The sequence below is a fragment of the Zunongwangia sp. genome (genome assembly GCF_048269745.1).
Lineage (GTDB): Bacteria > Bacteroidota > Bacteroidia > Flavobacteriales > Flavobacteriaceae > Zunongwangia.
In genome coordinates, this window is record NZ_JBLXIB010000004.1 from 34,712 (window position 1) to 60,410 (window position 25,699).

Genomic DNA, 25,699 nt, shown 5'->3' on the forward strand with positions numbered 1-25,699 from the left:
ATAGCATTATGAAAAAATCAATTTATACCTCATCTCTCGCTCTATTGCTTATCGGTACGCTAGTAACCGGATGCGAAGATCTTCTAGAGGAAACAAACAGAACAAAAATCACTATCCCAAATTCACGTGAAAACCCTGAAACTTTCGACCGACTTCTAAATTATACCTATGAAATATCGCGTAACAATACTACTCGCTACGCACCAGATATGCTTTATGTACTAGAGGATCTAGGTACAGATATCGTAACACGTTCCTCACCGCTTAACGGTACAGATGCGATTAACGACTATGTAGATATGAATGCATCAAACTACGTGATGTGGAAATACTGGGAAAACCAATATAAAATCATTTCAGCAGCAAATAACCTAATTTATAACGCTGATTTAATTGAAGGTGTTGAAGAAAATGTAAGAACCAAAGGAGTTGGAGAGGCGAAATTTTTCAGAGCTTGGTCGTATTTTAAACTGGTTGAAAATTATGGAGGTGTACCCATTGTTACAGAACCAATAACCACTGCCCAATCTGATTTTACCCGTGTTGAGGAGCAGGAAGTTTATGCACTTATAGTAAACGACCTTAACGATGCAATTAATGCCGTAGATGAAAACCCGGCTGACTATGGTCGTGTATCTAAAGATGCTGCTCGTCATTTATTATCGAAAGTGTTATTAACCCGAGGATATAAATCATTTGCTGCGGCAGATGATTATGATAGTGCAATTTCTTTGGCAGAAACCGTAATCGCAAATCATCCGCTAGAGCCAACTTTTGCTGATGTTATAGATATTGAAAATCAACGAAATGATGAAGTAATATTTTCTTATCTTTTTGGTAGTGACCCTTTAACTGCTGGCTGGGGTAACACCAAACATTTACTTTATAAATTTGAGTATTTCAATTATTCAGGTCTAGAACGTGGTACTTTGTATCAAAATGGTATAGGTAGAATGCCTACCCCGTATTTCTTTAATATGTTTGATGAGGAAGATACTCGTAATGAAGAAACTTTGAGATATGTGCTATATGCCGATGTAGCTGAAGACGGACTTGAAGTGGGAGATACTGCAATTTACTTTCCTAAAACCGCTTGGAGCCAAGAACGTATTGACAGTAAACCTTATACCGTAATAAACCCAGATGAATATCTTGTAAACGATGGTGTAACTAACATTCATTTCCCAATGTTCAAGAAATTTGATGATCCAGGAGCGCCATTTGTTTATGCTAACGAGAAAGCTTTAGGAGATCGTGATATGGTCATGATGCGAGGTGCTGAAGCATATCTTATTGCAGCTGAAGCAGCTTTCCAAAAAAATGATTTGGCTGCAGCAGCTAATTATCTTAATACTGTTCGTTCACGTGCGGGTATAACCACACCGCTTACGGCTGCAGATATAGATATCGCAATAATTTTAGAAGAACGTGCTCGCGAACTTATAGGAGAGGTAAATCGCTGGATGGATTTAAAACGTACAGGAACTTTAATATCACGAGTTTTAGAATACAATCCTCACGCAGCGCTTAACAATGCAATTAGTGAGAAAAATCTACTAAGACCTATACCACAGCCTGAGATTGATGCTTCAGGTAACTCGATAAGTCAAAATCCGGGTTACTAAAAATAGAAAAACCGTCAATCCAGGATTAGTCTTAAGGATTGACGGTTTTTTATAAACTATAATTTTATTAACTCAGTTTGCTAAAATGTGGAGTAAGGTGATTGCGCATGTTTTCTCTAAATTCGTAAGCGGTTCCATTCCGTAAAGTTTCTACCAAATCTTTATGTGAAATCGTCCCCCTTACAGGTCTAGCAGAAGATCTAGATTCCTGCTGCATCATATAATGAAAAACAGGCAAAAGCATAGATTGAAAACGATTCAATGTACCATTACCAGACATTTTATAAAGATATGAATGAAACTCAATTTCGTAAGCAAGACGAGTTTTAATATCAGTTTTGCAAAGGGGATCATTTGCCTCACGATCCACGATTTCATTCAAATTATCAATATCTGAATTATTTTTTCTAATGAACAGCAATTCACTCATACCTACTTCTAGAACCAGGCGCAACTCAAAAATGTGCTGCATGGCTTCCTCTCCTAAAAGCTCAGGATCCATAATGCGCTCAATTCCGCTTAATATATCGGGTTCTGCGATAAACATTCCCTTGCGTTTTTTAGACTCAACAACACCAAACATACGTAGACGGCTAAGTGACTCACGCACAATGTTACGGCTTACACCCAAATTTTCAGCTAATTCAATCTCTCCGGGCAAAGAGTCTCCGGATTTAAAGCGATTTTCCTTTAAAAATTCAAGAATACGCTGCTCGACCTGCTCAACCAGCGAAACTGATTTAATGGGCTTGATTTTAGAAGACATAGTGATATGACGATTAATTTAAAATTTCTGGTAAAACAATTAAAACTTAAGACATTTAAAAAAGTATTTTAAATATATTTTAAATATATTGCTTTTTACAATATGTCCTACATATAAAATTAATGAATATAGCGAATATAAAGGATTTTGGAGCACAAAACGATGATGCTACAAATAATGCGATTTTAATTCAAAAAGCAATAGATCATTGCGCAAATCTTGGTGGGGGCAAGGTAGTGATTCCCGCAGGTAAACCATATTTATCAGGCCCCTTTTCCCTGAAATCAAATATAGAATTACACTTAGAGCAAGGTGCTGTACTTAAAGCATTTCCTGATGAAAGTATTTATACCAAAAGTGCTTTTAGACAAAACCCAGGAGAAGGCACTGTTTGGATTGAAGGTGAAAATTTGAATCAAATTTCAATTACAGGTGGCGGTACGTTAGACGGTAATGGTATTTTTTTCATGGGGGAGGAACTGCATGACTCTTATGAACTTAAACCTTTTGATGTTATAGATCCAAGGCCTCACATGCTTACATTGGTATCATGTAAGAATATAAAAATTTATGGTGTAACTGTAAGCAATGCTGCTTATTGGGCTCTTCATTTTATAGGTTGTTACGACGTTTCGATCGAGAACATATCACTTTATAATAACCTTAAAATACGTAATAGTGATGGTATTGATCTTGATCATTGCCAAAATGTACGCATCAGCAATTGTCATATCGAATCTGGCGATGATTGTATCTGTCTAAAAAACAGAAGAGAATATGAAGAATTAGGACCTTGCCGAAATATTGTCATTTCCAACTGTACGCTAATCAGTACTTCTTGTGCAATTAAAATAGGCTCAGAAAACATGGATTCTATTAACCAAGTAACTTTCAATAATTGTATGATAACAGGGAGTTGCCGTGGGATAGGTATACAAAACCGTGATGAAGGAACGGTTTCAGATATTATATTTTCAAATATTATGGTTGAATGTAAACAATTTTCTGAGGTCTGGTGGGGAATGGCAGAACCTATCTACATTACAGCTTATCCTCGTGCTTCCCATGATCATAAAGATGCGGGATGGAGGCTAAAACCAGGAGTTTCAGAAGCGAGTATAGGAAAGGTTTCTAATATCACTTTTGCTAATATTCACTGCAAAAGTGAAAACGGAATTTTTCTTGGAGCTGCATCACCAGATTTATTGGATAACATTAAGTTTAATGATATTGATATTGAAATCTCTAAAACTACAGAATATGTGGGTGGTTATTATGATTGCAGGCCATGCAAAGATGACGATTTTATAGGCCAACAAACTGCAGGGTTTTATATGGTTAACGCTAGTAATGTAAATATTACAAACGCTACTGTAAACTGGGGCGACCAGAAACCTGAATACTACGGCAACGCACTTTATGCAGAAAATATTTCTCCGCTGGTCCTAAATAATTTCAAAGGTGATCCCGCATTTGAACATTTAGAAAGCATAGTTGAAAAAGGAATAACACAACTCGAAAAAATTACGAACTAATTATGATTTTTGGCTTGTCATATCTGGATATATTGGTATTGGTGCTGTATTTTGGCGGAATTATCTATATCGGTGTACGGTCTAGCCTCAAGATCAAAAAAGAGGAAGATTATTTTCTGGGAGGAAGAAAGTTTGGAAAATTATTTTCAACTTTTGCTAGTTTTGGACAAGCAACCTCTGCAGATGGTCCAGCCGGTGTAGCCACTACAACATTTAAAAATGGAGCTAGTGGCATCTGGAGTTCACTTTTGATGCTTTTTGCTACTCCCCTATTCTGGATTACGGCACCTTGGTTAAGACGACTACGTATTACCACCATGGGCGATTTTTATGAGCAACGTTACGCTTCTCGAAAAATGGCCGCTACCTACGCCTTAGTAGGAACCATTGGTATGATGGGGCTGCTTTCTGTCGGTTACAAAGCTGTAACAACAACCGCACTGGCAATGACGGGGAAGCCCGATAGCGAACTAACTAAAACTGAAAAAATTGAAAAAGAAAAGGCAGATCGTCTTTTCGAATTGTCTAACGAAAACTTCACCTACCTTTCTCAAGCGGAGAAAGCAGAATTAACAGAATTAAGACAGGAGAACCCTAGAGCATTGTTCAGTTATTTTTCTGAAGATGCACTTATATGGACGATCTGTTTTATCGTTATGTTTTATACGGCTTTAGGTGGTCTTGAAGCTGCCTTTTATACTGATTTACTGCAGGGAATTTTTATCATTTTACTCTCTATAATTCTTATACCGTATGCATGGTCAGCAATAAATGCTCAATTTGGCGGTAGTGGAATGATGCAGGCACTTTCAAACCTTCACGAGCAGCTTCCCGAGAGCACTTTTGAAATTTTTGGGTCGCCTGCAACTTTAGATTTCACCTGGTATTTTATAATAATGGCAGCGTTAGTCTCTGGAATGACGGTAGTCGCACAGCCTAATCAACTGGTTACCGCAGGTGCCGCAAAAAGTGAAGATGCAGCACGTACCGGATTTGTAACCGGTACTTTTATGAAACGTATTGTGACTATTTTATGGGGAATGGTTGGGCTTTGCGCAATTTTACTTTATGGTGGTAAAATCATGAATTCCGATTTTGTATGGGGTCATGCTACCACCCAGCTACTCGCTCCCCTAGGAATCGGCCTAGTGGGTCTTATGCTAGCAAGTTTAATGGCTGCTCTCATGTCTACCGCAGATTGTCTAATGATTACGGTTTCGGGTCTTATCGTAAATAACTTTTATAAATATTTTTTTCCAAATCATTCTGCTAGGCATTACATCTGGGCCGGTCGTATTTCAGGAGCTATATTTTTAATTGGCGCTGCAATAATTACTACCCAGTTCGATACTATTTTACAAATATTAAAGTTCATATGGGAATTTTTTGTAGTATTCGTAGCTGCTTTTTGGTTAGGTTTAAAATGGCGACGATCCAACCAAATTTCAGCTTGGTGTTCTATCTTATTCACCTTTACGTTATTCTATTTAATCCCTACGATATTACCTATTATTTTCCCGGCATTACGTACCGATCCAAATCTTACTAAACAAACAGAGTCACGTATAGTAACCCGCACCTACGAAGTAAAAGAAGTCGATCTCGAAAATCGCAAAAATGATATAGCGCAATGGGAAAAACTTCCGATAAGGGAAAAAGAAAACATAAATAAACCAGAAGAGCTTAAAGTCGGAGGTCTTAATGATGTTAGTTACGCGATGCCGCGTCAGGCTATCTTTTGGTCAAAAGGTGTAACAGTTACAGATGAAAATAAAAAATATGGCCGTGGTTATATTTATCTAGAATTATACCTACTAGATCGTTTGGGTTGGGATTTATCAAAAAACCCATATGCATTGAACGAAACCATAAGACTAGGTATACGCCTGTTGTTTCCGTTTTTGTTGCTGATAATTATTGCTTTAATCACAAAACCCGATCAACAGGACCATTTAACCAAGTTCTATCGCAAAATGCGAACGCGTGCAATAGATAATAGTTTGCTTAAAAATCAACCTGTTACTGAGACATTATTGTTTCCAAACAGCAATTGGGAAATATATACCTGGAATAAAAAAGATCGTACAGGCTTTCTTCTCGCATGTTTTATTGTTTTACTCATTATTGGATTACTATACCTGATGGTTTCCCTAGGGTCTTAAAATTTTAAATCTATGAAAAATATCAAATCAAAATCACAACCTTTAGACAGTCTTGATGAATGGGAAGATGATGTGGTACGTCGCTATCCTGAAGAAGCTCATAAAGCTAAAGAAGAATTTCGTAATTACGAAGCACCAGCACGCGATACAGTAAAAGAATTTTATCGTATTAATCATATCAACCAGACCTATGACTTTGTTCTCGAAAAGAAGAATGATTTCCTTAAGTTTAATCGTCGTGAAATGTCGCTTTGGGATGCTGTAGATTTTCTAAATACACTTGTTGATGATTCTGATCCGGATATCGATTTAGATCAAACTCAACATTTATTGCAAACTTCAGAAGCTATTCGTGCAGATGGACATCCAGATTGGTTTGTACTCACAGGTTTCCTACATGATTTAGGTAAAGTGCTATGTCTTTTTGGTGAACCGCAATGGGCTGTTGTGGGTGACACTTTTCCAGTAGGTTGTGCTTATTCCGACAAGATTGTATATTCAGAGTTTTTTAAACTAAACCCTGATTATAATGATGAAAGTTTTAATTCCAAATATGGTGTTTATAGTCCAAATTGTGGATTGGACAACGTACATATGTCTTGGGGTCACGACGAGTATCTATATCATATTATGAAGGACTATCTTCCTGAAGAAGCTTTATATATGATTCGTTATCATTCTTTTTATTCTCAACATCGCGAAGGTGCCTACGATCATCTAATGACCACTCATGATCATAAATTGTTCAAATGGGTAGAGAAGTTTAACCCTTATGATCTTTATTCTAAAGCTCCTACGCCACCAAACGTTAAAGAACTTAGACCATATTATGAGGATTTGGCTGCTAAATTTTTACCGGACACCCTTAAATTTTAAAATACATTGATAAGAACTATTATGACTCCCAAACCTAAACTCTCATCACCATTAAAGATTGCTTTGTGTGTGCTAATCATTTCGGGACTTTTATCCTGTAAAAAAGATGTAGAGAAAGAACCTGTGGTAAATAAACCTTACCAAAGTCTTTTAAATAGGATTGTACCTGAATATTCGGAGGACTTTATTATTGACTCTTTACCAGGAGAAGGCGATCAAGCTTTTGAAATTGCAACTCAAGATGGCAAAATAAGTTTAAGAGGGAATAATGGAGTGGCAATAGCCTCAGCATTGTACTATTACATAAAAGAATTTGCGCATGGTCAGATTACATGGAATGGGAATAACCTTAACTTTCCAGAATCGTTGCCCTTGCCAGAAAAAACTATACGTAAAGAATCACCTTACGAATACCGCTATTACCTTAATTATTGCACTTTCAACTATTCAATGAGCTGGTGGGATTGGGAACGCTGGGAAAAAGAAATTGACTGGATGGCGCTTCATGGTATTAATATGCCTCTAGCCATTACTGGAGAAGAATACATTTGGGATGAGGTATATAAATCTTACGGATTCACCGATGAAGATCTCGAAGACTTTTTCAGCGGTCCTTCATATTTCTCTTGGTTTTGGATGGGAAATCTGGATGGTTGGGGTGGCCCACTTCCACAAAGTTGGAAGGAAAGCCATCGCGATCTGCAAAAGAAAATTTTAAAGCGTTCTCGTGAATTGGGTATGAAACCGGTGCTTCCCGCTTTTACAGGACATGTGCCTGCTTCCTTTAAAAAGTTCTTCCCCGATGCTAATCTCAAAAAAACTAATTGGGGTAACGATTTTGGAGATACGTACATTCTTGATGCAGAAGACCCGCTTTTTGCTGAAATAGGAAAACGCTTTTTGGAAAAACAGGAGGAAATTTTTGGCACAGATCATTTCTATACAGCAGATACCTTTAATGAGAATGAGCCACCTTCAGACGATCCTAAATATTTGGGAGAGTTAAGTAAAAAGATTTTTGAAGGAATGAAATCTGCAGATCCCGATGCAACATGGGTAATGCAAGGTTGGTTATTTTACAGTCATAAAGATTTTTGGAAGACACCGCAAATTAAAGGTTTGCTAAGTACAGTTCCTGATGATCGCATGATCATTTTAGACCTAGCTACCGAAATCGAGCCCGTTTGGAAGCAAACCGAAGCTTTCTACGGCAAACAATGGATCTGGAATATGCTGCACAATTTTGGTGGAAACATCAGTATGTTTGGCCGTATCGAGACCGTTGCCGAACAACCGGCACTGGCATTAAATGACAGTACTTCGGGGAATTTGAAAGGTATTGGCCTTACGATGGAAGCCATAGAACAAAACCCGGTGCTTTACGAGTTAATGACCGACAATACATGGCGAGACACTCCTATAAAACTTAAGCCTTGGTTAAAAAAATACACTAGAAACCGTTATGGAACTGTAAATGACAGCTTATTAAAAGCCTGGGATATTTTAGTTGAAACGGCTTACAATGGTACAACTATACGTGATGGTGCCGAGTCAATTATCGCTGCACGTCCAACTTTTGAGGGTTATCGTCGGTGGGCACGTACCAAAATGAATTACGATCCACTTGACCTGTTGCCTGCTTGGGATTTGTTTATTGACGCAAGTGATGACTTTAAAGATTCCGACGGTTTTGAATACGATTTGGTGGACCTTACTCGCCAAGTGCTTGCTAACTATGCGCTACCCGTACAACAGCAAATGGCCATTGCTTATCGTAACAACGATAAGAAAGCCTTTAAGAAACACAGCGAAGATTTGCTAACGCTTATCAGTGATATGGATAGATTACTTGCAACACGAAAAGACTTCCTACTAGGTCCGTGGATAGCCGATGCACGAAGCTGGGGTACCACGCCTGAAGAAAAAGCACTTTACGAACAGAATGCTAGAGATCTTATTACTCTTTGGGGGGGACCAGATAATCCGCTGCACGAATATTCTTGTCGCCAATGGAGCGGTGTATTTAATGACTTTTACAAACCACGCTGGCAACAGTTTATTACCGCTATTGAAGCAAGCTGGGGTGATTTTGATCAGGAAGCTTTTGATGAAAAAATAAAACAGTGGGAATGGAAATGGGTTAACAAAGAGGAATCATATTCCATTAAACCTAGTGGCGATGCATATAAAATTGCAAAAGAACTTCACACAAAATACAGAAGCAAAATTGCACCAATTACTAAGATCATGCCGCCTATTGATTATAATTATTAATCCAAACTTATGACTGTAAAAACATCAGAACGCTTTTTATCACTCGACATATTCAGAGGGCTTACCATAGCGCTAATGATTCTAGTAAATACCCCTGGAACAGGCGCGGAAATGTATCCCTATTTAGTTCATGCGCAATGGTTCGGGTTTACCCTTGCAGATTTGGTTTTCCCATCATTTCTGTTTGCGACGGGTAATGCGATGAGTTTTTCAATGCGTAAATTTCAGGAGTCTTCAGGGGCAGATTTTTGGAAAAAAGTTTTAAAACGTACAGTCATTATTTTCCTTTTAGGGTTTTTGATGTATTGGTTTCCTTTTTTCAGAATAAATGATGGTCATTTAGAACTTTCTCCTTTTTCTGAAACCCGGGTTATGGGGGTTTTACAGCGTATCGCTTTGTGCTACTTTTTTGGTGCAGTCATCGTTCGGTATTTTTCAGTTAAAACCATTGTATTCATTTGTGCAGCAATTTTACTTGTCTATTGGGGAATTCTGTATGGTTTTGGAGAGCCAGGCCATGAACTTGAAATGGCTACCAATGCCGCGGCAAAATTTGACTTTGCCATTTTAGGTGAAGGTCACATCTATAAAAAAGATGCTATCCCATTTGATCCTGAAGGCATATTAAGTACGCTGCCAAGTATAGTCAATGTACTCGCTGGTTTTCTTGCTGGAGTATTTATTAGAAAAAAGGGAAAATCTTTTGAAACCATTGCTAAACTAATGATAGCAGGATTTCTACTCTTTGCATTGGCAGAGTGGTGGGCACTTATCTTTCCACTTTCCAAAAAATTATGGACAAGTCCATTTGCGCTTTTAACCATCGCCTTAAACCTTTCTATGCTTGCGATTTTAATCTTCGCAGTAGAATTAAAGAAATTAAAGTTTGGTAGTGAATTTTTCAACACATTTGGTAAAAATCCGTTGGTGATTTATCTATTTTCCGAATTGTTTTACATCAGTCTTCGATTAATTCCTGTGAATGACAACCAAGATGCTTTTGAATGGGTAAGTGAAGAAATATTTCAACGCATATTTCCAGGTTCGTTCGGTGCTCTAATCACTGCCATTGTTTTTATGCTATTATGCTGGGCATTGGGATATTGGATGGATAAGAAGAAAATCTATGTCAAAATATAACTATTGAAAAATAAATTAATGAAAATCTTTGCTCCTCTATACTTAATATTGTTTACCTTTTTTGCAAGCCAGGCGCAAGAAGCAAATGAATGGGAAAACCCACTGGTGTACGAACGTAATAAACTGGCGCCTCATACCGATTTTATTGCCTACGAGACCGAAACGAATGCTCGTGCCGATACATTTTCGGAGTCTCCTTATTATCAATCTTTAAATGGAACTTGGAAGTTTAATTTTGTTAAAAAACCTGAAGAACGACCTACGGATTTTTATCAATCGAGTTTTGATGATTCTAATTGGGATACTATTACAGTACCTTCTAATTGGGAACTCGAAGGTTTCGGCACGCCTATTTATACAAATATTGATTATCCTTTTCCTAAGAATCCACCTTTCGTGGACAACAGCTATAATCCTATAGGCACCTATCGCAGAACTTTCAAAATCCCGAAAAACTGGAATGATAAAGAAGTAATTCTAAACCTTTCATCTGTATCGGGATATGCAAGAGTTTTCGTAAATGGAAAGGAAGCTGGAATGACCAAAGTCGCTAAGTCCCCTTCTGAATTTGATATAACCCCTTTGCTCACCAAAGGAAACAATCAACTGGCTATTCAGGTATTTAGGTGGCACGATGGAAGTTATCTCGAAGATCAGGACTTTTGGAGGTTAAGCGGTCTGGAGCAGGACGTATTTCTATATGCGCTTCCGAAAACAAGTATATGGGATTTCTTTTTGAAGGCAGACCTTAAAAACAACTATAAAGACGGAGTATTTGATGCTTCAGTGGCATTAAAAAGTTTTGATAGCGAAACTCAATCAGGCTCTTTAAAACTTGAAATTATTCCTTTAAACGCATCTAAACCGGTTTATTCTGCAACCAAAAACTTTGAAAATACAGATTCTCCTCTAAACTTTCAGACCATAATTAAAAACGTAAATACCTGGAGCGCAGAAACGCCTAATTTGTATGATGTAGTTTTAACCTTAAAAAACAATAACGGTAAAACGTTAATGGTTACATCAGAACAGGTGGGCTTTAGATCTATTGAACTTAAAAACGCACAGTTACTTGTAAACGGTATGCCAGTTTTAATTAAAGGTGTAAATCTTCATATTCACGACGATGTTAAAGGTCACGTACCTTCTCGCGAGGTAATGATCAAAGATCTGAAGCTTATGAAACAAAACAACATCAATGCCGTGCGTACAAGCCATTATCCACAAAATCCTCTATGGTATAAACTCTGTGATCAATACGGTATGTATCTGGTAGATGAAGCCAATATAGAATCTCATGGTATGGGAGCTAATGTGCATGCAGTAAAAAACAAAGACCGTCATCCGGCTTATCAACCAGAATGGTTTCCTGCACAAATGGATCGAGTTCAGCGATTAGTGGAGCGCGATAAAAATCATCCTTCAGTGATTATCTGGTCTCTAGGTAATGAATGTGGTAATGGAATTTTCTTTCCGAAAGCATACGACTGGGTAAAAGAGCGCGATACCACAAGACTGGTTCAATTTGAACAGGCCAACGAAGAACGTAATACCGATATAGTTTGCCCAATGTATCCAACTATGGAGAATATACGGGAATATGCCACGGCTACCGATAAATATCGTCCCTATATTATGTGTGAATATGCGCATGCGATGGGTAACAGCACAGGTAATTTCAATGAATATTGGGACATTATAAGAAGCAGTGACCAGATGCAAGGTGGCTTTATTTGGGACTGGGTGGATCAAGGAATAAAAACACAGGACGATATGGGAACATATTGGGCATATGGTGGCGATTTGGGAGGACTTAATTTTCAAAATGATGAGAATTTTTGTGCTAATGGTCTTGTTTCTGCAAACCGAACTCCACATCCAGCTTTAGAAGAGGTTAAAAGGGTGTATCAAAACGTGCAGTTTGACTTTGATAAAGAAAGCAGAAAGCTCTCTGTATATAATGAATTTGATTTCACCAATCTTAAAGATTATCAATTTAAATGGCAGTTGCTACAGGATGGCGAAGTGATTAAAACCGAAAACTTTTCGCTATCTGTGACTCCGCACACTTCGGAAACTAAAAAACTTAAACTTCCTAAACTTGATTCTGATGCTGAGTACCTTTTAAATATTTACACAGTTACCAAAACAGCTACAGATCTTATTCCTGCGGATCACAAGATCGCAAAAGCCCAGTTTTCAATTACAGAGCCTATTTTTGCCAATACAAAAAACGATCAAAAATTAGATGTCAAAACCGAAGAAGATCAGCTTATTTTTAATTCAGGTTCTATAAAAGGAACTTTTGATCTGAAATCCGGCAAATTCACTTCGTATAGTAATGATTTAACTATGCTTGAAGAACTTCCTCAACCTTATTTTTGGCGTGCACCTACCGATAATGATTTTGGAAACAAAATGCCCGAAGAACTGAATATTTGGCGAAGTGCGCACAGTAATGTGACACTAGAAGATGTAAAAGTTGAAAAACAGACCGAAGCAGGTTTACCCATTCAGGTCACCTATCACCTAAATGATATTAACCTTCCTTATACACTTATATATTTGATACAAAATGATGGCAGCATTCGTGTTACTGCTAAGCTGGACACCAATGGTAAAGATGTGCCTGAACTTCCCCGCTTTGGGATGCGTATGCAGCTTCCTGCCGGTTTTGATAATTTAGAATATTACGGGCGCGGTCCCGAAGAAAATTACATGGACCGTAATTCCGCTGCTTTTATTGGAATATACAAAGCACAAGTAGACAATTTGAAAATGCCTTATATCCGCCCACAGGAATATGGTTACCATACGGATACACGCTGGTTAAAACTGACTGATACAAATGGAAACATTCTTTCTGTTAAGGGACTTCAACCGCTATCCTTCAGTGCCCTTCCAATCAAAACCGAAGCCCTGGATCCCGGTGAAACAAAAAAGAACCAGCATCCTACAAACCTGCGTTACCGAGATGAAACAACTTTACATATAGATTTGGCACAACGTGGTCTTGGCGGAGATACTAGTTGGAGCGCTTACCCACATTCTGAATATCGATTAACAGGAGATAGTTATTCCTATAGTTATATCCTTAAACTTATAGAACTTTAATCTGAAAAAGATAGTATCTAAATTAAAAAATCAATTAATGAAAAAAATGTTCTTCCGAATTTCTTCGTTATTACTTTTGATACTTGGGCTGATTTCCTGCAAAAGTGAAGAAAGCCTAAATGCTGAAATTATACAAACTGATTTGCCTACACTTTGGTACAATGCGCCAGCACGCGAATGGGTGGAAGCCTTACCATTAGGTAATGGTAAAATAGGCGCAATGGTATTTGGTCGTGTAAGTGACGAATTGATTCAGTTAAATGAAAGTTCCTTATACAGTGGTGGGCCTGTTCCAGAAAGCATAAATTCCGATGCAGCCACTTACTTAAAACCATTGCGCGAAGCAATTTTTGAAAAAGATTACGAACAAGCGACACTTTTAGCCAAAAAAATGCAAGGTTATTATACGCAGTCTTATATGCCTATGGGTGATCTACTGTTGCATCAAGAGCTTGAAAATGATTCTGTACAAGGCTACAAACGTGAATTAAATATAGAAAATGCTATTACTACCACTAATTTTGAAGCCAATGGTGTTAAATATAGTAGAGAATTTTTTACTTCTGCTCCCGATAATGTATTGGTAATGAAACTAACTGCTGAAGGAGCTAAAGAACTAAACCTAAATCTTTCTGCAGAAAGTCAGCTCCGTTCTGAAGTTTCGCTAACTGAAAATAAGGAATTGGTGGTAAGCGGTAAGGCCCCTGCAAATGTAAATCCGAATTACTACAATCCCGAAGGTGAAGCGCCTATAACTTATGATGATCCAGAAAAATGCGATGGAATGCGTTTTCAATATCGTATTAAAATACTTAAAAACAATGGAAATCTAACAACAGACAGCAAAAGCCTTATAATCTCTGAAGCATCAGAAGTAGTAATTTTACTCACAGCCGCAACTAGTTTTAACGGTTTTGATACATGCCCAGATAAAGATGGTTTAGATGAAGAGAAAATAGCAAGTGAGTATATGAAAACAGCTTCAAAAAAGACTTATGAGCAACTGAAATCAGATCACATTGCAGATTTTTCTCAATTTATGGAACGAGTTGCTCTCGATTTAGGGGAAACTTCAAAAGATAAAATAAACCAGCCTGTCGACAGTCGTTTAAAAGCTTATTCAGAAGGAGCTAAAGATCCCGAGTTGGAAGCATTATATTTTCAATACGGCAGATATTTACTTGTGTCCTCTTCTCGTCCAGATGGAATTGCGGCTAATTTACAAGGAATATGGAATAAAGAAATGCGTCCATCATGGAGTTCTAATTATACTACAAACATCAACGCTGAAATGAATTACTGGCCTGCAGAAACTACAAATCTTAGTGAAATGCACAAGCCATTTTTAGATTATATTCAAAATGCATCAATTACAGGAAGCCGCATAGCTAAAGAATTTTACGACGCAGACGGGTGGGTATTACATCATAATTCAGACATTTGGGCAACCGCAAACCCTGTAGGAAATCGCGGTGACGGTGATCCACTTTGGGCAAATTGGTATATGGGCGGTAACTGGCTAACCCTTCACCTTTGGGAGCATTATGCTTTTACAAAAGATACAGACTTTCTGGAGCAAGTCTATCCAGTAATGAAAGAAGCAGCTATATTTACACTTGACTGGTTAGTAGAACATAATGGGAAATTGACTACTGCTCCTTCCACTTCTCCTGAAAATCTATTTTTAGTAGATGGTAAAGGATATGCGGTTACTGAGGGATCTACAATGGATATGGCCATTATCCGTGAACTATTCAGCAATACAATAAAAGCTTCAGAAGTTCTTAATATCGATACCGAACTGAGACAGAAAATTAAGGATGCTCAAAAACGCTTAGTACCCTATCAAATAGGGGCAAAAGGGCAGTTGCAAGAATGGAACCTCGATTTTGAAGAGGAAGATCCGCACCATCGCCATGTCTCACATTTGTTTGGACTGCATCCAGGTACCTCAATCTCGCCGCTTAAAACTCCCGAGCTAGCCGAAGCCACAGAAAAGACTTTTGAACTGCGGGGTGATGAAAGTACCGGCTGGAGTAAAGCCTGGAAGATCAATTTTGCAGCCCGTTTGCTTGACGGCGATCACGCCTATAAAATGATTCGCGAATTGATGCATTATGTAGATCCGTATTCTAAAGAGCATAAGGGCGGTACCTACCCCAATTTGTTTGACGCGCATCCTCCATTTCAGATCGATGGAAATTTTGGTGCCACTGCAGGCATAGCCGAAATGCTTTTGCAAAGCCATTTGGGAGAATTACATTTGCTTCCTGCCTTGCCTCAAGCTTGGGATACTGGCTCGGTAACAGGTTTAAAAGCCAGGGACAACTTTGAGGTAGATCTGGTTTGGAACGATCAAAAACTGCAAACTGCAAACATACGTTCTCAGTCTGGTGAAATGCTGGTATTGCGTACCGCCCAGCCTGTCGAGGTGGAAGGACTTTCGGTTGAAAGTAAGAAAGAAGGAGCTTATTACCTTACCAAGTTTAAAACAAAAGCCGGAGAAACTTACAATATTTTAGCTCTAAATAATTAATCAAAAAAGAAAACTATCTTAAGTATTCCTTACACAAATCGAGATAGCCTTTATTTTTAGGCTAAAGTTCTATTGGTAGAATAGGAACATCTTCAATATATCTTTACCCCATCTCAATTATAATTCATTGTAGCATTAAGTTTCGATTAAAATAAAAATGAACTATAGAATGATATTCAAAACTTTCTATTTATAAAGACTAGCAGCCGACTCTAACTTTTTCTTGATATTTCTTCTAAGAATTCGAGGCGCCAAAACTTCTAAACTATTACCAAAGCCCAATAGTAATCGCTCCAGCTCAAAATTATGATGTACTATGATCATAAATGTAACACTGCCATTATTATGCTCTTCCAATATTTTTTGAGACTGGTGGAATGGTTTAGTTAGTACATAGGGCGCATTCAGCCTATCCACCTTAAAAATTACTTTTTGTGGTTTTGTGCGCTCTAAAACTGTAACACCAATTGTATTTTTATAATACTCATCAGCATCATAATGAATTGGAATATATTCAGTACTAAAATCATAGTCTATACCCAAAATACGATCTAGAGCAAAAGTAATCACCTTAGTAGTCTCTGTTTTTCTACCTATTAAAAACCAACGATTATTAAATTCTTTCAATAAGTGTGGATGAAATTCGATCTCTGCAGGATAATCTGCTCTAAACGACTGATACATCACTTTTAATACTACCTGCTTTAGAATCGCCTGATATAATTCGTCCAGCCATTGCAGTCCTTTTAAATCTGTATTTTTATCTAAGTGGATAATGGATGATTTATGATTTTTTGCAGTATAAATTTTATCTTCCAGTTTATTTAAAATCCCTTTAAATTCTGAAAACAATGAAAAATCCTGAAATTGCTTTAGCATGTTCATTGTTTCCAAAAGCACATTCATATCATTTTCAGTCAAAGGGATATCTGTAATTGTATAATTAGGGTCGCTATAGCAGTAATATTTTCTATCATAAACTTCAATAGGTGCATTATAGCCTAATTTATCACTACGCAGCATTTGGATATCCAGTTGCACCGTACGTTTACTAACATTAATATTTCTACCTTCAAATTCAAATAATGAATCACTACAGGCTTCCATAAGATCATCAAGCGTCCATTTTCGGTAATGATTTTGCAAACACCTATCGATAGTTTTATAGCGGATCAAAGCATTTTTGGTAACAGCCATTTTAGAAATTTTAATGAAAATTAATTCTTTTTCACAACTACGCAAAAAGATTGCGTAGTTGTACTAGCATATTTGTATTAAAGAAAAAGAAATACCTATAAAATGTATTTCTGCTGTAGTACTCCGTCACACGCTTGGAGGTGACGGAGCTTTAAAAATTAAATTATCATGGAAAAATCACAAAGAATTATTACAGGTCATGATCTAAAAGCCATGGGATATCCACCTGCAAAGTGGTACCGAAAAGCTTTAGAACATATCAATGATAACATACTTACAGAAGAAGAAATGAAAAATTACCTGGAACAATATAAACTTCCAGAGCAAAAATTTTTATTCGATCATCCTGTTTCATATAGTTTAAATATCTCAGCGGATAATGAACTTGAAGAAGATAATGTCAAAAAAGTAAAGGAAACTATGGATCAGGTAATGCGAACTCCTACAGTGATTGGAGGGGCTATTATGCCTGATGCCTGCCCTGCCGGACCTATTGGCACTATACCTGTTGGCGGTGTTGTAGCTACTAAAAATGCCATTCACCCCGGTATGCATAGCGCAGATATCTGTTGTTCTGTAATGCTAACAGATTTTGGTGCAATAGAGCCTAAGAAAGTAATGGATGCGGCCCATGAGTCCACACATTTTGGTCCCGGTGGAAGGCCTCGAGGTCAACAATTTCAACTACCTGATGATCTACTAGAAGCATTTAAAACTAATGAATTTCTATGGGATGATAAAAGCATTTCTATTGCAAGAGAACATCTGGGAACTCAGGGAGATGGTAACCACTTTTTATTTGTTGGTCAATCTGCTAAAACAGGGAATACCATGATGATTACTCATCATGGATCCAGAGGACCGGGAGCACGATTATATGCTAAAGGAATGACCACTGCAGAACGCTTTAGAAAGTTACTTTCACCTCAAACTCTAAAACAAAATGCCTGGATTCCTTATAACAGTGAAGAAGGTAGTGATTATTGGGAAGCGCTGCAGGTAATAAGAAAATGGACAAAATTAAATCATAAAATTATTCACGAAACTGTATCGGAAAAGATTGGAAAGAAAGTTCAAGATCGTTATTGGAATGAGCATAATTTTGTATTTAAGAACGGGGATACCTTTTATCATGCAAAAGGCGCTACACCATTAGATAAAAGCTTTATGCCTGATATTACAGGTCCAAGATTAATACCTTTGAATATGGCAGAGCCAGTTTTAATTGTTGAAGGCCCAACCACTGAAAATAATTTAGGCTTTGCTCCTCATGGTGCCGGTCGAAATATGAGTAGAACCCAACACAAAAGAAATCTTGAAGGCCTGAGTGCAGAAGAGATCTTTAAAAATGAAACTCAAGATCTCGATATTCGCTTTTATTCGAATGAGATTGATATTTCTGAATTGCCAAGTGCTTATAAACCAGCATCGGTTGTCAGAAATCAAATGACAGATTTTAATCTTGGGAATGTTTTGGATGAGGTGATTCCCTATGGCAGTATCATGGCAGGTGACTGGCAAAAGAACGCACCATGGCGAAAAAGGAAGAGAAGGTAAATAATTTTTAAATAACCAGTCTAAATAATATAGACTATTACTATTTATTGCTTTTCGCTACTAAATACTGATCTGCTCCTGTAGACCATAAAGTGCCATAAATTAGTAATGGTTGAAATAACAAACGAATAAAAGGTTTGGTATCTGTATCCAATCCAAATGCATCGATCCTATTCGTATACTGAGATATATTGCCAGGAAAAATAAGGCTAACATCAGTCCTGTACTTATTCTTTTTTCTTTCCATAAGATCATTAACATGCCCAAAGTGATCTCAACAATTCCTGAAGTAATCACGGTTATATCCATTAATGGTTGATTTGTTGGTAACCAACGCGGCACTTGTGCCTGAAATTCTTTTCTTTTAAAAGTAAGATGTGCTACTCCTGCAAATATCATAGCCGATCCCATCAATAACCTAACAACACTTCTTGTTCCGATCCTTATCATTTCTTTTTATATAAAAGATACTATAGAAAAAGAATAAGAGCAATTATTGAATAGACTTTATAAAATATTTGACATTATTATTTGTATAACTGAAATAAATTAAAGGCATCAAACTTGGGGCGTTGCCTTGCTTCTTTATTGTTCCAGAAATATTGAGATGCTCATAACGATTATCTGAGATTCCATTAAAAATCTAATAACCTGAATTATGTATTTCTATAAACACAAAATTCTATATCACAAACATTAAAAATAATATATTTAAAATAAAAAAGTCTAGCAAAATATGCTAGACCTTTATTTAAAAGTGACCCCGGCAGGATTCAAACCTGCAACCCTCAGAGCCGAAATCTGATGCGCTATTCAGTTGCGCCACGGGGCCATTTATTTTTTATTGTTAGCTTAAACGTTGTTTTACAATGGTTGAAATAGTTTTACCATCAGCTTTTCCGTTTAACTCTTTACTCGCCATTCCCATTACTTTACCCATATCTTTCATACTGCTCGCTCCGGTTTCTGCTATAATTGCATCTACCTTTGCCGCAACCTCTTCTTCACTTAATTGCTCAGGCAAAAAAGCTTCAATAATTTCAGCTTGCTTAATTTCAGGTTCAGCTAGGTCTTCTCTACCCTGCTCCTTATAAATTGCAGCACTATCTTTACGTTGCTTTACCAGTTTCTGTAGAATGTTTAACTCTTCTTCCTCCGATAAACCCTCTTTTGAATAACTTTCAGTATTTGCCAATAAAATGGCTCCTTTAACTGCTCGTAATGCTTCTAACTTTGCACTATCTTTTGCTTTCATGGCAGCTTTCATTTCTACCATCACTTTATCTTGCAAACTCATTTTTACAAATTTGAATGCGAATATAAAATAATATAACCAAAAAAACCACAAGAAAACGATCTAAAATTCTTTAAATTCAATTTTTACTAAACTCATTTATTTATGCTTAAAAAATGTTTATTATTCCTATTTCTATCAGCCTTTTTTCAACTAACTGCACAAGAATATTTTACAAAAAAAGATGTTAGATAGAACCTGTTCAAACATTAGTCTGTAATAAAAAAATATTCTAAAGATCTTTTTATACGTATTTATAATACCTCAAAATAATTTTAAAAATAGACTTATATTTATATTTATGCATGGGGGTGGTTTTGGATATTGTTATCCTATAAATAAAGACGAAGTTAAGCTAGCCAAAACTGCTGCGGAATATGGCTATGTCACTATACAAATTTCATTTAGTCTTACTCGTAAAGATAAATCATTTGGATATGATTATTCTGCAGAAGGAAAAATAGAAACTTTTAAAAAATCTGCTTAAGACTTTTTAGATGCTGTACAGTTTATAATCACTAAAAAAGAAGCACAAAATATAGATCCAAATAAAATAAATTGTTAGAGGTAGTAGTGCAGGAGCTGAAGCAGTTTTAAGTACTGCCTTTAATAAAAAGCTACTGTTTAAAAATACGAATAAGTATACTTCAATAAAACTTAAAGGAATATCATCTTTAGCAAGTGCTATTATTGATGCCCGTTATATAACATAAGAAAATGCTATCCCCACTATTTTCTTTCATGTTATGGTAGATGATATTGTTCCATACAATAGAGCTCCCTATCATCTTTGTAAAAACTACTACCCTAGATATATTATTTTGGATGATTAAAAGACTATTGCAGAACGATTAAAAAAATTAGAAATACCATATGTACTAAATAGCTTCAGAGGAAATAAACATGAAATTTCAAGAATTCCTTTTAAATATTTAGACCAAGTCTTTCAGTATTTTGATGCTGTTTTTTTTAATCAAGAATTTCAGCAAACTGAGAATATTTATTAACATCTAGAAATATAAAATCATTGATTTTGAATCGTTTTTTTATTTAATATATTTCAATAAAAAAGCCTGATGAAAATTCATCAGGCTTTTTAAAATTTTAAACAAACTAGTTATATTATTTCACTAATTCAAAAGAATTTTTGAATTCTTTATCTGAACTTCCTGCGATAACATATTCAAATTCACCAGGTTCAGTTACAAAATCTAAGTTACTGTTATAAAATTTCAAATCTTCTGCTGAAATTTCAAAACTTACTGTTTTAGATTCACCTTTTTTAAGCATTATTTTTTTAAAACCTTTTAACTCTTTTAAAGGTGGAGTAATACTTCTCACTTTATCGTGAATGTATAATTGCACCACTTCTTCTCCATCAAAATCTCCGGTATTAGTAACTGTTGCACTCAGCGTAATAGTGCCATCCATTGGCAGTTTATCAGCACTAGCAGTTATGTTTTTATACTCAAAATCTGTATAACTTAATCCGAAACCAAATGGATATAATGGAGAGTTTGAAACATCTAAATATTGAGATTTAAATTTCGTAAAATCATCACTAGGCTGTGGGCGACCTGTATTTTTCATACGGTAGTACACTGGAACTTGTCCAACATTTCTTGGCCAAGAAGCTGTGATCTTTCCTGAAGGATTATAATCTCCAAAAATTACATCGGCAATAGCATTTCCTGCTTCTACTCCAGGATGCCAAACTTGTAAAATATCTACCGGTAATGCAGCTTCTTCCGAAATATTTAATGGGCGTCCACTCATTAAAACAATAGCCATTGGTTTATCGGTTTTAGCTAATTCTCGAATTAATTTTTTCTGACTTTCAGGAATTAACAAATTAGTTCTACTAGCCGATTCTCCGCTCATTTCTGAAGCTTCTCCAACCACAGCTATAATTACATCCGATTTTTTTGCTGCTTTTAATGCTTTTTCCAACATTTTTTCAGGGGAAACATTACTGATTTCTGCACGAGGACCAAAAACGTTTATCTTTTCAGCAAACTCTTCATCATTGGTAATATTAGCTCCTTGTGCATAGTTGATTTTAGCTTTTGGCGCAACATTTTTAATTCCTTCTAAAACCGGAATAGAAAGTTGTGGATCTCCGGTAGGAGCCCATGTCCCTAACATATTATTCTTGTTATTTGCCAGTGGCCCTATTAATGCAATTTTAGCATCTTTTTTTAGTGGTAATACGCCTGCATCTTTTTTTAATAATACAAAAGAATGTGCTGCTACTTCTCTAGCAAATTCTCGACTTGATTTTTTAAGAATATCTTTTTTAGTTCTGTTTTCATCTAAATATTTATACGGATCTTCGAAAAGGCCTAATTTATATTTAGCTTCTAAAATTCGTCGAGCGGCAGTTGTAATTTCTTGTTCGGTTACTTTACCTTCTTCTAAAGATTTTTTCAATGTAGTTAAAAACCCTTCTCCAACCATATCCATATCTAAACCAGCTTTTAAAGCTAAGGCAGAAACAGCTTGAAGATCTCCTAATCCATGAGCAATCATCTCATTTACTGAGGTATAATCTGACGTTACAAAACCATCAAAACCCCATTTATCACGAAGCAACGTAGTTAACAACCATTTATTTCCTGTTGCTGGAACACCGTCCACATCGTTAAATGAACTCATTACACTACCCACACCAGCATCGATTGCAGCTTTATATGGTGGCAAATATTCATTAAACATTTTAATTCTACTCATATCGGTAGTATTATAATCTCTTCCCGATTCTGATGCTCCATACAAGGCAAAGTGCTTTACGGTAGCAATCATAGTATTCTCTTTAGTAAGATCGTCACCTTGGTAACCTTCTACCATTGCTTTGGCTATTTGAGACCCTAAGTATGGATCTTCCCCAGCACCTTCTGCAACTCTACCCCACCTAGGATCTCTAGAAATATCTACCATAGGAGAGAAATTCCAGTTGATACCATCTGCGGTAGCTTCTAAAGCAGCAATTTGTGCTGTTTTTTTAATCATTTCTAAATCCCAACTAGCTGAAGTTCCTAATGGAATAGGGAATGTGGTTTTATAACCATGGATAACATCAGAACCAATTAAAAGCGGAATTCCTAAACGAGTATCGTTTACTGCGTAATCTTGTGCAATTTTTATTTTATCTGGGCCGGCAACTCCAAAAAGTCCGCCTACTTCTCCATCTTTAATTTTTTGCTGTACATTATCGCTAACCACAGCACCAGTTGCTACACCGCCACCGGGATTTAATAGATTTAATTGACCTATTTTTTCGTCAATCGTCATCTTAGCTAAAATCGAATCTACAGTAGCATTCATTCGCGATTCCTGGGTCTGTGAATTTTGCGCTACTACCTGACTGCTAGGTGCAAAAAAGCATCCGGTAATAAGCGATAATGTGATTAAACTTCTCTTTATCATATTTTGTTAATTTGGGTTAGACTTTTTTTCAATAGGTTTAATTCAGTTACTATTTCTCAAAATAACTAGCTAAACTTATTATGATTTCTTCTTTTGACTAAGCAACCATTTATAAAGTTCTGGATTGTTGTAAGTTTCTGTCCAACTATTATGGTTCGCAAAAGGATATATTGTAAACTTTACGTTACTATTTCCTGCATCTCTAAGAGCTTTTACCATATTGTTACTATTTTCAGGCAACACCACATCATCCATAGCACCATGAAATACCCAAATAGGCATTTCTTTTAAATGTTGCGCATTTCTATATATAGGTCTATAAATTGCGCCGCAAACTGGAGCCATAGCTGCAAACATTTTCGGATATTTACCACCAGTTGCCCAAACTCCATAACCGCCCATACTCAAACCTGTTAAGTATACTCGAGACGGATCAATATTCTCTTTTTTTATAATTTTTTTTACTAAAGCCGCCACTTCTTCTGGTTGCCAATAAGTTTCGGCAGGACATTGTGGAGCTAGAATTACAGCCTCAATTTTATTCCCATCTTTAAGATATTGAAAAGGTCCATTTACTTTAACTTTCTGAAGATCTGTTCCACGTTCTCCGGCTCCGTGTAAAAAAACAATTAATGGATATTCCTTTTTGCTTTTTTCATAACCGTCTGGTTTATAAAGCAGGTATCCTAAATCTACTGGTATCGTTACTTCTTCTTTAAATTGATTTTCTGAAGTTTGTGCTTCTGCAGAAAAAAAGGTACTAAAGAGTAAAATAACAATTAATGGATAATATGTGAATTTCATAAGTTATTGTTGAAAATTAAAATCTAACTTTCTTAATCCATTTTGAACTTCTGGAGCACTCATAAATAAGTCCCAAATAAGTCCACTTCGATAATTTTCTATCATAACAACCATTGGACCTTGATCTATTGCTAGATATCTTTTGGCTACCCAATCACCACCATCTAAACTAAATGCATCATAAAATCCGGCAGGTCCCCAAAGTAAATCGTGTTGATCTTCATAAAAATAACGGATTGCTTTTAAAGATTTTTCAGGAGTATATGGAATAGAACTTACTGCTGCTGTTGGAGACACAACTCCTTTATCTTCATCTGGAGAGTGTGCTGCGTATCCTATACTTCCATCTTCATTTTTAGTATAACTAGCTGTTAATCCCCAACTTTCCGGACTATAAGTTTTAAAATTATTTGGATTTTCCTGCGCATACTCATAATTAATAGTGGTATGGTTTACATTTAAATCCCAATAATTTGCATATCGATCGCTCAATCCTTTTGGATTTAAGCCTAAATACGAATAATGAGCCCAAAATAATGGACCTGCTTTGTCACCCGGAGTATTATATTTCAAAATCAACGGAATCCCATATGCTTTTTTATCAGTAGTTATATTTCCGCCACGTGCCCAGCCTTGGTGATATACTTCAGGTTTAATAGCATGATTTGGAGAACTTGCCGCCATTATGTAAGTGATTAAACATTCATTATAGCCTTCAATCATAAAATTCTTTTCAAATTTATAATCGGGAGACCAATGCCAAAAAATTCCATTTTTATGATTTGTATACCAGTTCCAATCGATATCCTTCCATAATTTATCGAATTTAGACGCTACAGCTTTTTCCTCTTCATTCCCATTTTGAAGATACTGGCGTACTACTAAAAATCCTTGTGCTAAGAATGAAGTTTCTACAATATCTCCTCCATTATCTTTACTATCTGAGCCAAAATCTTGAGTTATCGCAGTTTTTCCATTAATCCAATGTGGAAATGCTCCGTGATACTTTGGTGTATTTTCAAGAAATGTAGCAATTTTATCTAAGCGTTTTACAGCTTCTTCTCTAGGAATAAACCCTCTTTCGATTCCGGCTATAATCGCCATCAATCCAAAACCAGATCCTCCAGTAGTTACAATATTAGGATTGTTTTCTCCATAATCTCCATCTGGATGGTAGCGCTCTCTGGCCATTCCACTATTAGGCTCTGCAAAATCCCAGAAATATTTTAATGTTTGTTGCTGAATAGTATCTAAAAGTTCATCTTCGTTTAGTACTATACTATTTTTCACTGTCTGTTCTTGTTCTGATTTAGTTTCTTCTTTAGCATCTTTACAAGATGTAAATGCCAGAACTGACAATAAAAATATGGTTATGTGGTTATTTAGATTCATC

The 25,699-nt window shown here is 36.4% G+C and carries 17 protein-coding genes and 1 tRNA gene; 10 read left to right on the plus strand and 8 right to left on the minus strand.

Annotation, left to right across the window (positions count from 1 at the left end; genetic code table 11):
- Positions 1-8 precede the first annotated feature (8 nt).
- Positions 9-1,625, plus strand: coding sequence for a RagB/SusD family nutrient uptake outer membrane protein (locus ACN0WI_RS06325; protein ID WP_417885808.1), 1,617 nt, complete (start codon positions 9-11; stop codon positions 1,623-1,625).
- A gap of 67 nt (positions 1,626-1,692) precedes the next feature.
- On the opposite strand, the gene ACN0WI_RS06330 is transcribed toward ACN0WI_RS06325, so the two are convergent.
- Positions 1,693-2,391, minus strand: coding sequence for a FadR/GntR family transcriptional regulator (locus ACN0WI_RS06330; RefSeq protein ID WP_417885809.1), 699 nt, complete (start codon positions 2,389-2,391; stop codon positions 1,693-1,695).
- Between the two features lie 122 nt (positions 2,392-2,513).
- On the opposite strand from ACN0WI_RS06330, the gene ACN0WI_RS06335 reads away from it, so the two are divergent.
- The 7 genes from ACN0WI_RS06335 to ACN0WI_RS06365 are packed head-to-tail and all read left to right on the plus strand — an operon-like array spanning position 2,514 to position 16,028.
- Entirely contained in the window at positions 2,514-3,926 is a 1,413-nt protein-coding gene (locus ACN0WI_RS06335) for a glycoside hydrolase family 28 protein (protein ID WP_417885810.1), read from the plus strand.
- Positions 3,927-3,928: 2 nt separating this feature from the next.
- The gene (locus ACN0WI_RS06340) at positions 3,929-6,088 is read left to right on the plus strand and encodes a sodium:solute symporter family protein (RefSeq protein ID WP_417885811.1); all 2,160 of its coding nucleotides are present in this window, start codon (positions 3,929-3,931) and stop codon (positions 6,086-6,088) included.
- 12 nt (positions 6,089-6,100) lie between these two features.
- Positions 6,101-6,964: an inositol oxygenase family protein gene (locus ACN0WI_RS06345; protein ID WP_417885812.1), complete on the plus strand. Its 864-nt coding sequence runs from the start codon at positions 6,101-6,103 to the stop codon at positions 6,962-6,964.
- A gap of 6 nt (positions 6,965-6,970) precedes the next feature.
- Positions 6,971-9,238, plus strand: a complete 2,268-nt coding sequence (locus ACN0WI_RS06350) for an alpha-N-acetylglucosaminidase (protein ID WP_417885813.1) — start codon at positions 6,971-6,973, stop codon at positions 9,236-9,238.
- A 9-nt stretch (positions 9,239-9,247) separates the two neighbouring features.
- Positions 9,248-10,378, plus strand: a complete 1,131-nt coding sequence (locus ACN0WI_RS06355; protein ID WP_417885814.1) for an acyltransferase family protein — start codon at positions 9,248-9,250, stop codon at positions 10,376-10,378.
- An 18-nt stretch (positions 10,379-10,396) separates the two neighbouring features.
- Entirely contained in the window at positions 10,397-13,492 is a 3,096-nt protein-coding gene (locus ACN0WI_RS06360) for a glycoside hydrolase family 2 TIM barrel-domain containing protein (RefSeq protein WP_417885815.1), read from the plus strand.
- A gap of 37 nt (positions 13,493-13,529) precedes the next feature.
- Complete coding sequence (locus ACN0WI_RS06365; RefSeq protein ID WP_417885816.1) at positions 13,530-16,028, plus strand: glycosyl hydrolase family 95 catalytic domain-containing protein; 2,499 nt, start codon at positions 13,530-13,532, stop codon at positions 16,026-16,028.
- Between the two features lie 186 nt (positions 16,029-16,214).
- Here ACN0WI_RS06365 and ACN0WI_RS06370 read toward each other — a convergent pair whose 3' ends face one another.
- Entirely contained in the window at positions 16,215-17,225 is a 1,011-nt protein-coding gene (locus ACN0WI_RS06370) for a helix-turn-helix transcriptional regulator (protein WP_417885817.1), read from the minus strand.
- A 168-nt stretch (positions 17,226-17,393) separates the two neighbouring features.
- Between ACN0WI_RS06370 and ACN0WI_RS06375 the strand changes: the two genes are divergently transcribed.
- Positions 17,394-18,782 (plus strand): RtcB family protein, encoded by a 1,389-nt coding sequence (locus ACN0WI_RS06375; protein WP_417885818.1) that lies wholly within the window; start codon positions 17,394-17,396, stop codon positions 18,780-18,782.
- A 102-nt stretch (positions 18,783-18,884) separates the two neighbouring features.
- Here ACN0WI_RS06375 and ACN0WI_RS06380 read toward each other — a convergent pair whose 3' ends face one another.
- The 3 genes from ACN0WI_RS06380 to ACN0WI_RS06390 all read right to left on the minus strand — a co-directional run bounded on the left by ACN0WI_RS06380 (position 18,885) and on the right by ACN0WI_RS06390 (position 20,079).
- Positions 18,885-19,232, minus strand: coding sequence for a MauE/DoxX family redox-associated membrane protein (locus ACN0WI_RS06380; RefSeq protein WP_417885819.1), 348 nt, complete (start codon positions 19,230-19,232; stop codon positions 18,885-18,887).
- 308 nt (positions 19,233-19,540) lie between these two features.
- Positions 19,541-19,614: transfer RNA gene (locus tag ACN0WI_RS06385), tRNA-Arg, on the minus strand.
- A gap of 15 nt (positions 19,615-19,629) precedes the next feature.
- On the minus strand, positions 19,630-20,079 hold the full coding sequence (locus ACN0WI_RS06390) for a GatB/YqeY domain-containing protein (protein ID WP_417885820.1): 450 nt from the start codon (positions 20,077-20,079) through the stop codon (positions 19,630-19,632).
- A 298-nt stretch (positions 20,080-20,377) separates the two neighbouring features.
- Here ACN0WI_RS06390 and ACN0WI_RS06395 point away from each other — a divergent pair, with 298 nt between their 5' ends.
- Positions 20,378-20,563, plus strand: a complete 186-nt coding sequence (locus tag ACN0WI_RS06395; RefSeq protein ID WP_417885821.1) for a hypothetical protein — start codon at positions 20,378-20,380, stop codon at positions 20,561-20,563.
- A 635-nt stretch (positions 20,564-21,198) separates the two neighbouring features.
- Here ACN0WI_RS06395 and bglX read toward each other — a convergent pair.
- The 3 genes from bglX to ACN0WI_RS06410 all read right to left on the minus strand — a co-directional run bounded on the left by bglX (position 21,199) and on the right by ACN0WI_RS06410 (position 25,698).
- The gene (gene bglX / locus ACN0WI_RS06400; RefSeq protein ID WP_417885822.1) at positions 21,199-23,502 is read right to left on the minus strand and encodes a beta-glucosidase BglX; all 2,304 of its coding nucleotides are present in this window, start codon (positions 23,500-23,502) and stop codon (positions 21,199-21,201) included.
- Between the two features lie 78 nt (positions 23,503-23,580).
- Complete coding sequence (locus ACN0WI_RS06405) at positions 23,581-24,306, minus strand: prolyl oligopeptidase family serine peptidase (RefSeq protein WP_417885823.1); 726 nt, start codon at positions 24,304-24,306, stop codon at positions 23,581-23,583.
- A 3-nt stretch (positions 24,307-24,309) separates the two neighbouring features.
- Complete coding sequence (locus ACN0WI_RS06410; protein ID WP_417885824.1) at positions 24,310-25,698, minus strand: glucoamylase family protein; 1,389 nt, start codon at positions 25,696-25,698, stop codon at positions 24,310-24,312.
- Position 25,699 lies beyond the last annotated feature (1 nt).

What these genes read in the sequence shown, in the direction of transcription:
- ACN0WI_RS06370 (WP_417885817.1), bottom strand. Translation starts at nt 17,225, where the DNA reads ATGGCTGTTACCAAAAATGCTTTGATCCGCTATAAAACTATCGATAGG.
- ACN0WI_RS06335 (WP_417885810.1), top strand. Translation starts at nt 2,514, where the DNA reads ATGAATATAGCGAATATAAAGGATTTTGGAGCACAAAACGATGATGCT.
- ACN0WI_RS06355 (WP_417885814.1), top strand. Translation starts at nt 9,248, where the DNA reads ATGACTGTAAAAACATCAGAACGCTTTTTATCACTCGACATATTCAGA.
- ACN0WI_RS06405 (WP_417885823.1), bottom strand. Translation starts at nt 24,306, where the DNA reads ATGAAATTCACATATTATCCATTAATTGTTATTTTACTCTTTAGTACC.
- ACN0WI_RS06395 (WP_417885821.1), top strand. Translation starts at nt 20,378, where the DNA reads ATGCATGGGGGTGGTTTTGGATATTGTTATCCTATAAATAAAGACGAA.
- ACN0WI_RS06390 (WP_417885820.1), bottom strand. Translation starts at nt 20,079, where the DNA reads ATGAGTTTGCAAGATAAAGTGATGGTAGAAATGAAAGCTGCCATGAAA.
- ACN0WI_RS06410 (WP_417885824.1), bottom strand. Translation starts at nt 25,698, where the DNA reads ATGAATCTAAATAACCACATAACCATATTTTTATTGTCAGTTCTGGCA.
- bglX (WP_417885822.1), bottom strand. Translation starts at nt 23,502, where the DNA reads ATGATAAAGAGAAGTTTAATCACATTATCGCTTATTACCGGATGCTTT.
- ACN0WI_RS06365 (WP_417885816.1), top strand. Translation starts at nt 13,530, where the DNA reads ATGAAAAAAATGTTCTTCCGAATTTCTTCGTTATTACTTTTGATACTT.
- ACN0WI_RS06360 (WP_417885815.1), top strand. Translation starts at nt 10,397, where the DNA reads ATGAAAATCTTTGCTCCTCTATACTTAATATTGTTTACCTTTTTTGCA.
- ACN0WI_RS06345 (WP_417885812.1), top strand. Translation starts at nt 6,101, where the DNA reads ATGAAAAATATCAAATCAAAATCACAACCTTTAGACAGTCTTGATGAA.
- ACN0WI_RS06375 (WP_417885818.1), top strand. Translation starts at nt 17,394, where the DNA reads ATGGAAAAATCACAAAGAATTATTACAGGTCATGATCTAAAAGCCATG.
- ACN0WI_RS06380 (WP_417885819.1), bottom strand. Translation starts at nt 19,232, where the DNA reads ATGATAAGGATCGGAACAAGAAGTGTTGTTAGGTTATTGATGGGATCG.
- ACN0WI_RS06330 (WP_417885809.1), bottom strand. Translation starts at nt 2,391, where the DNA reads ATGTCTTCTAAAATCAAGCCCATTAAATCAGTTTCGCTGGTTGAGCAG.
- ACN0WI_RS06325 (WP_417885808.1), top strand. Translation starts at nt 9, where the DNA reads ATGAAAAAATCAATTTATACCTCATCTCTCGCTCTATTGCTTATCGGT.
- ACN0WI_RS06340 (WP_417885811.1), top strand. Translation starts at nt 3,929, where the DNA reads ATGATTTTTGGCTTGTCATATCTGGATATATTGGTATTGGTGCTGTAT.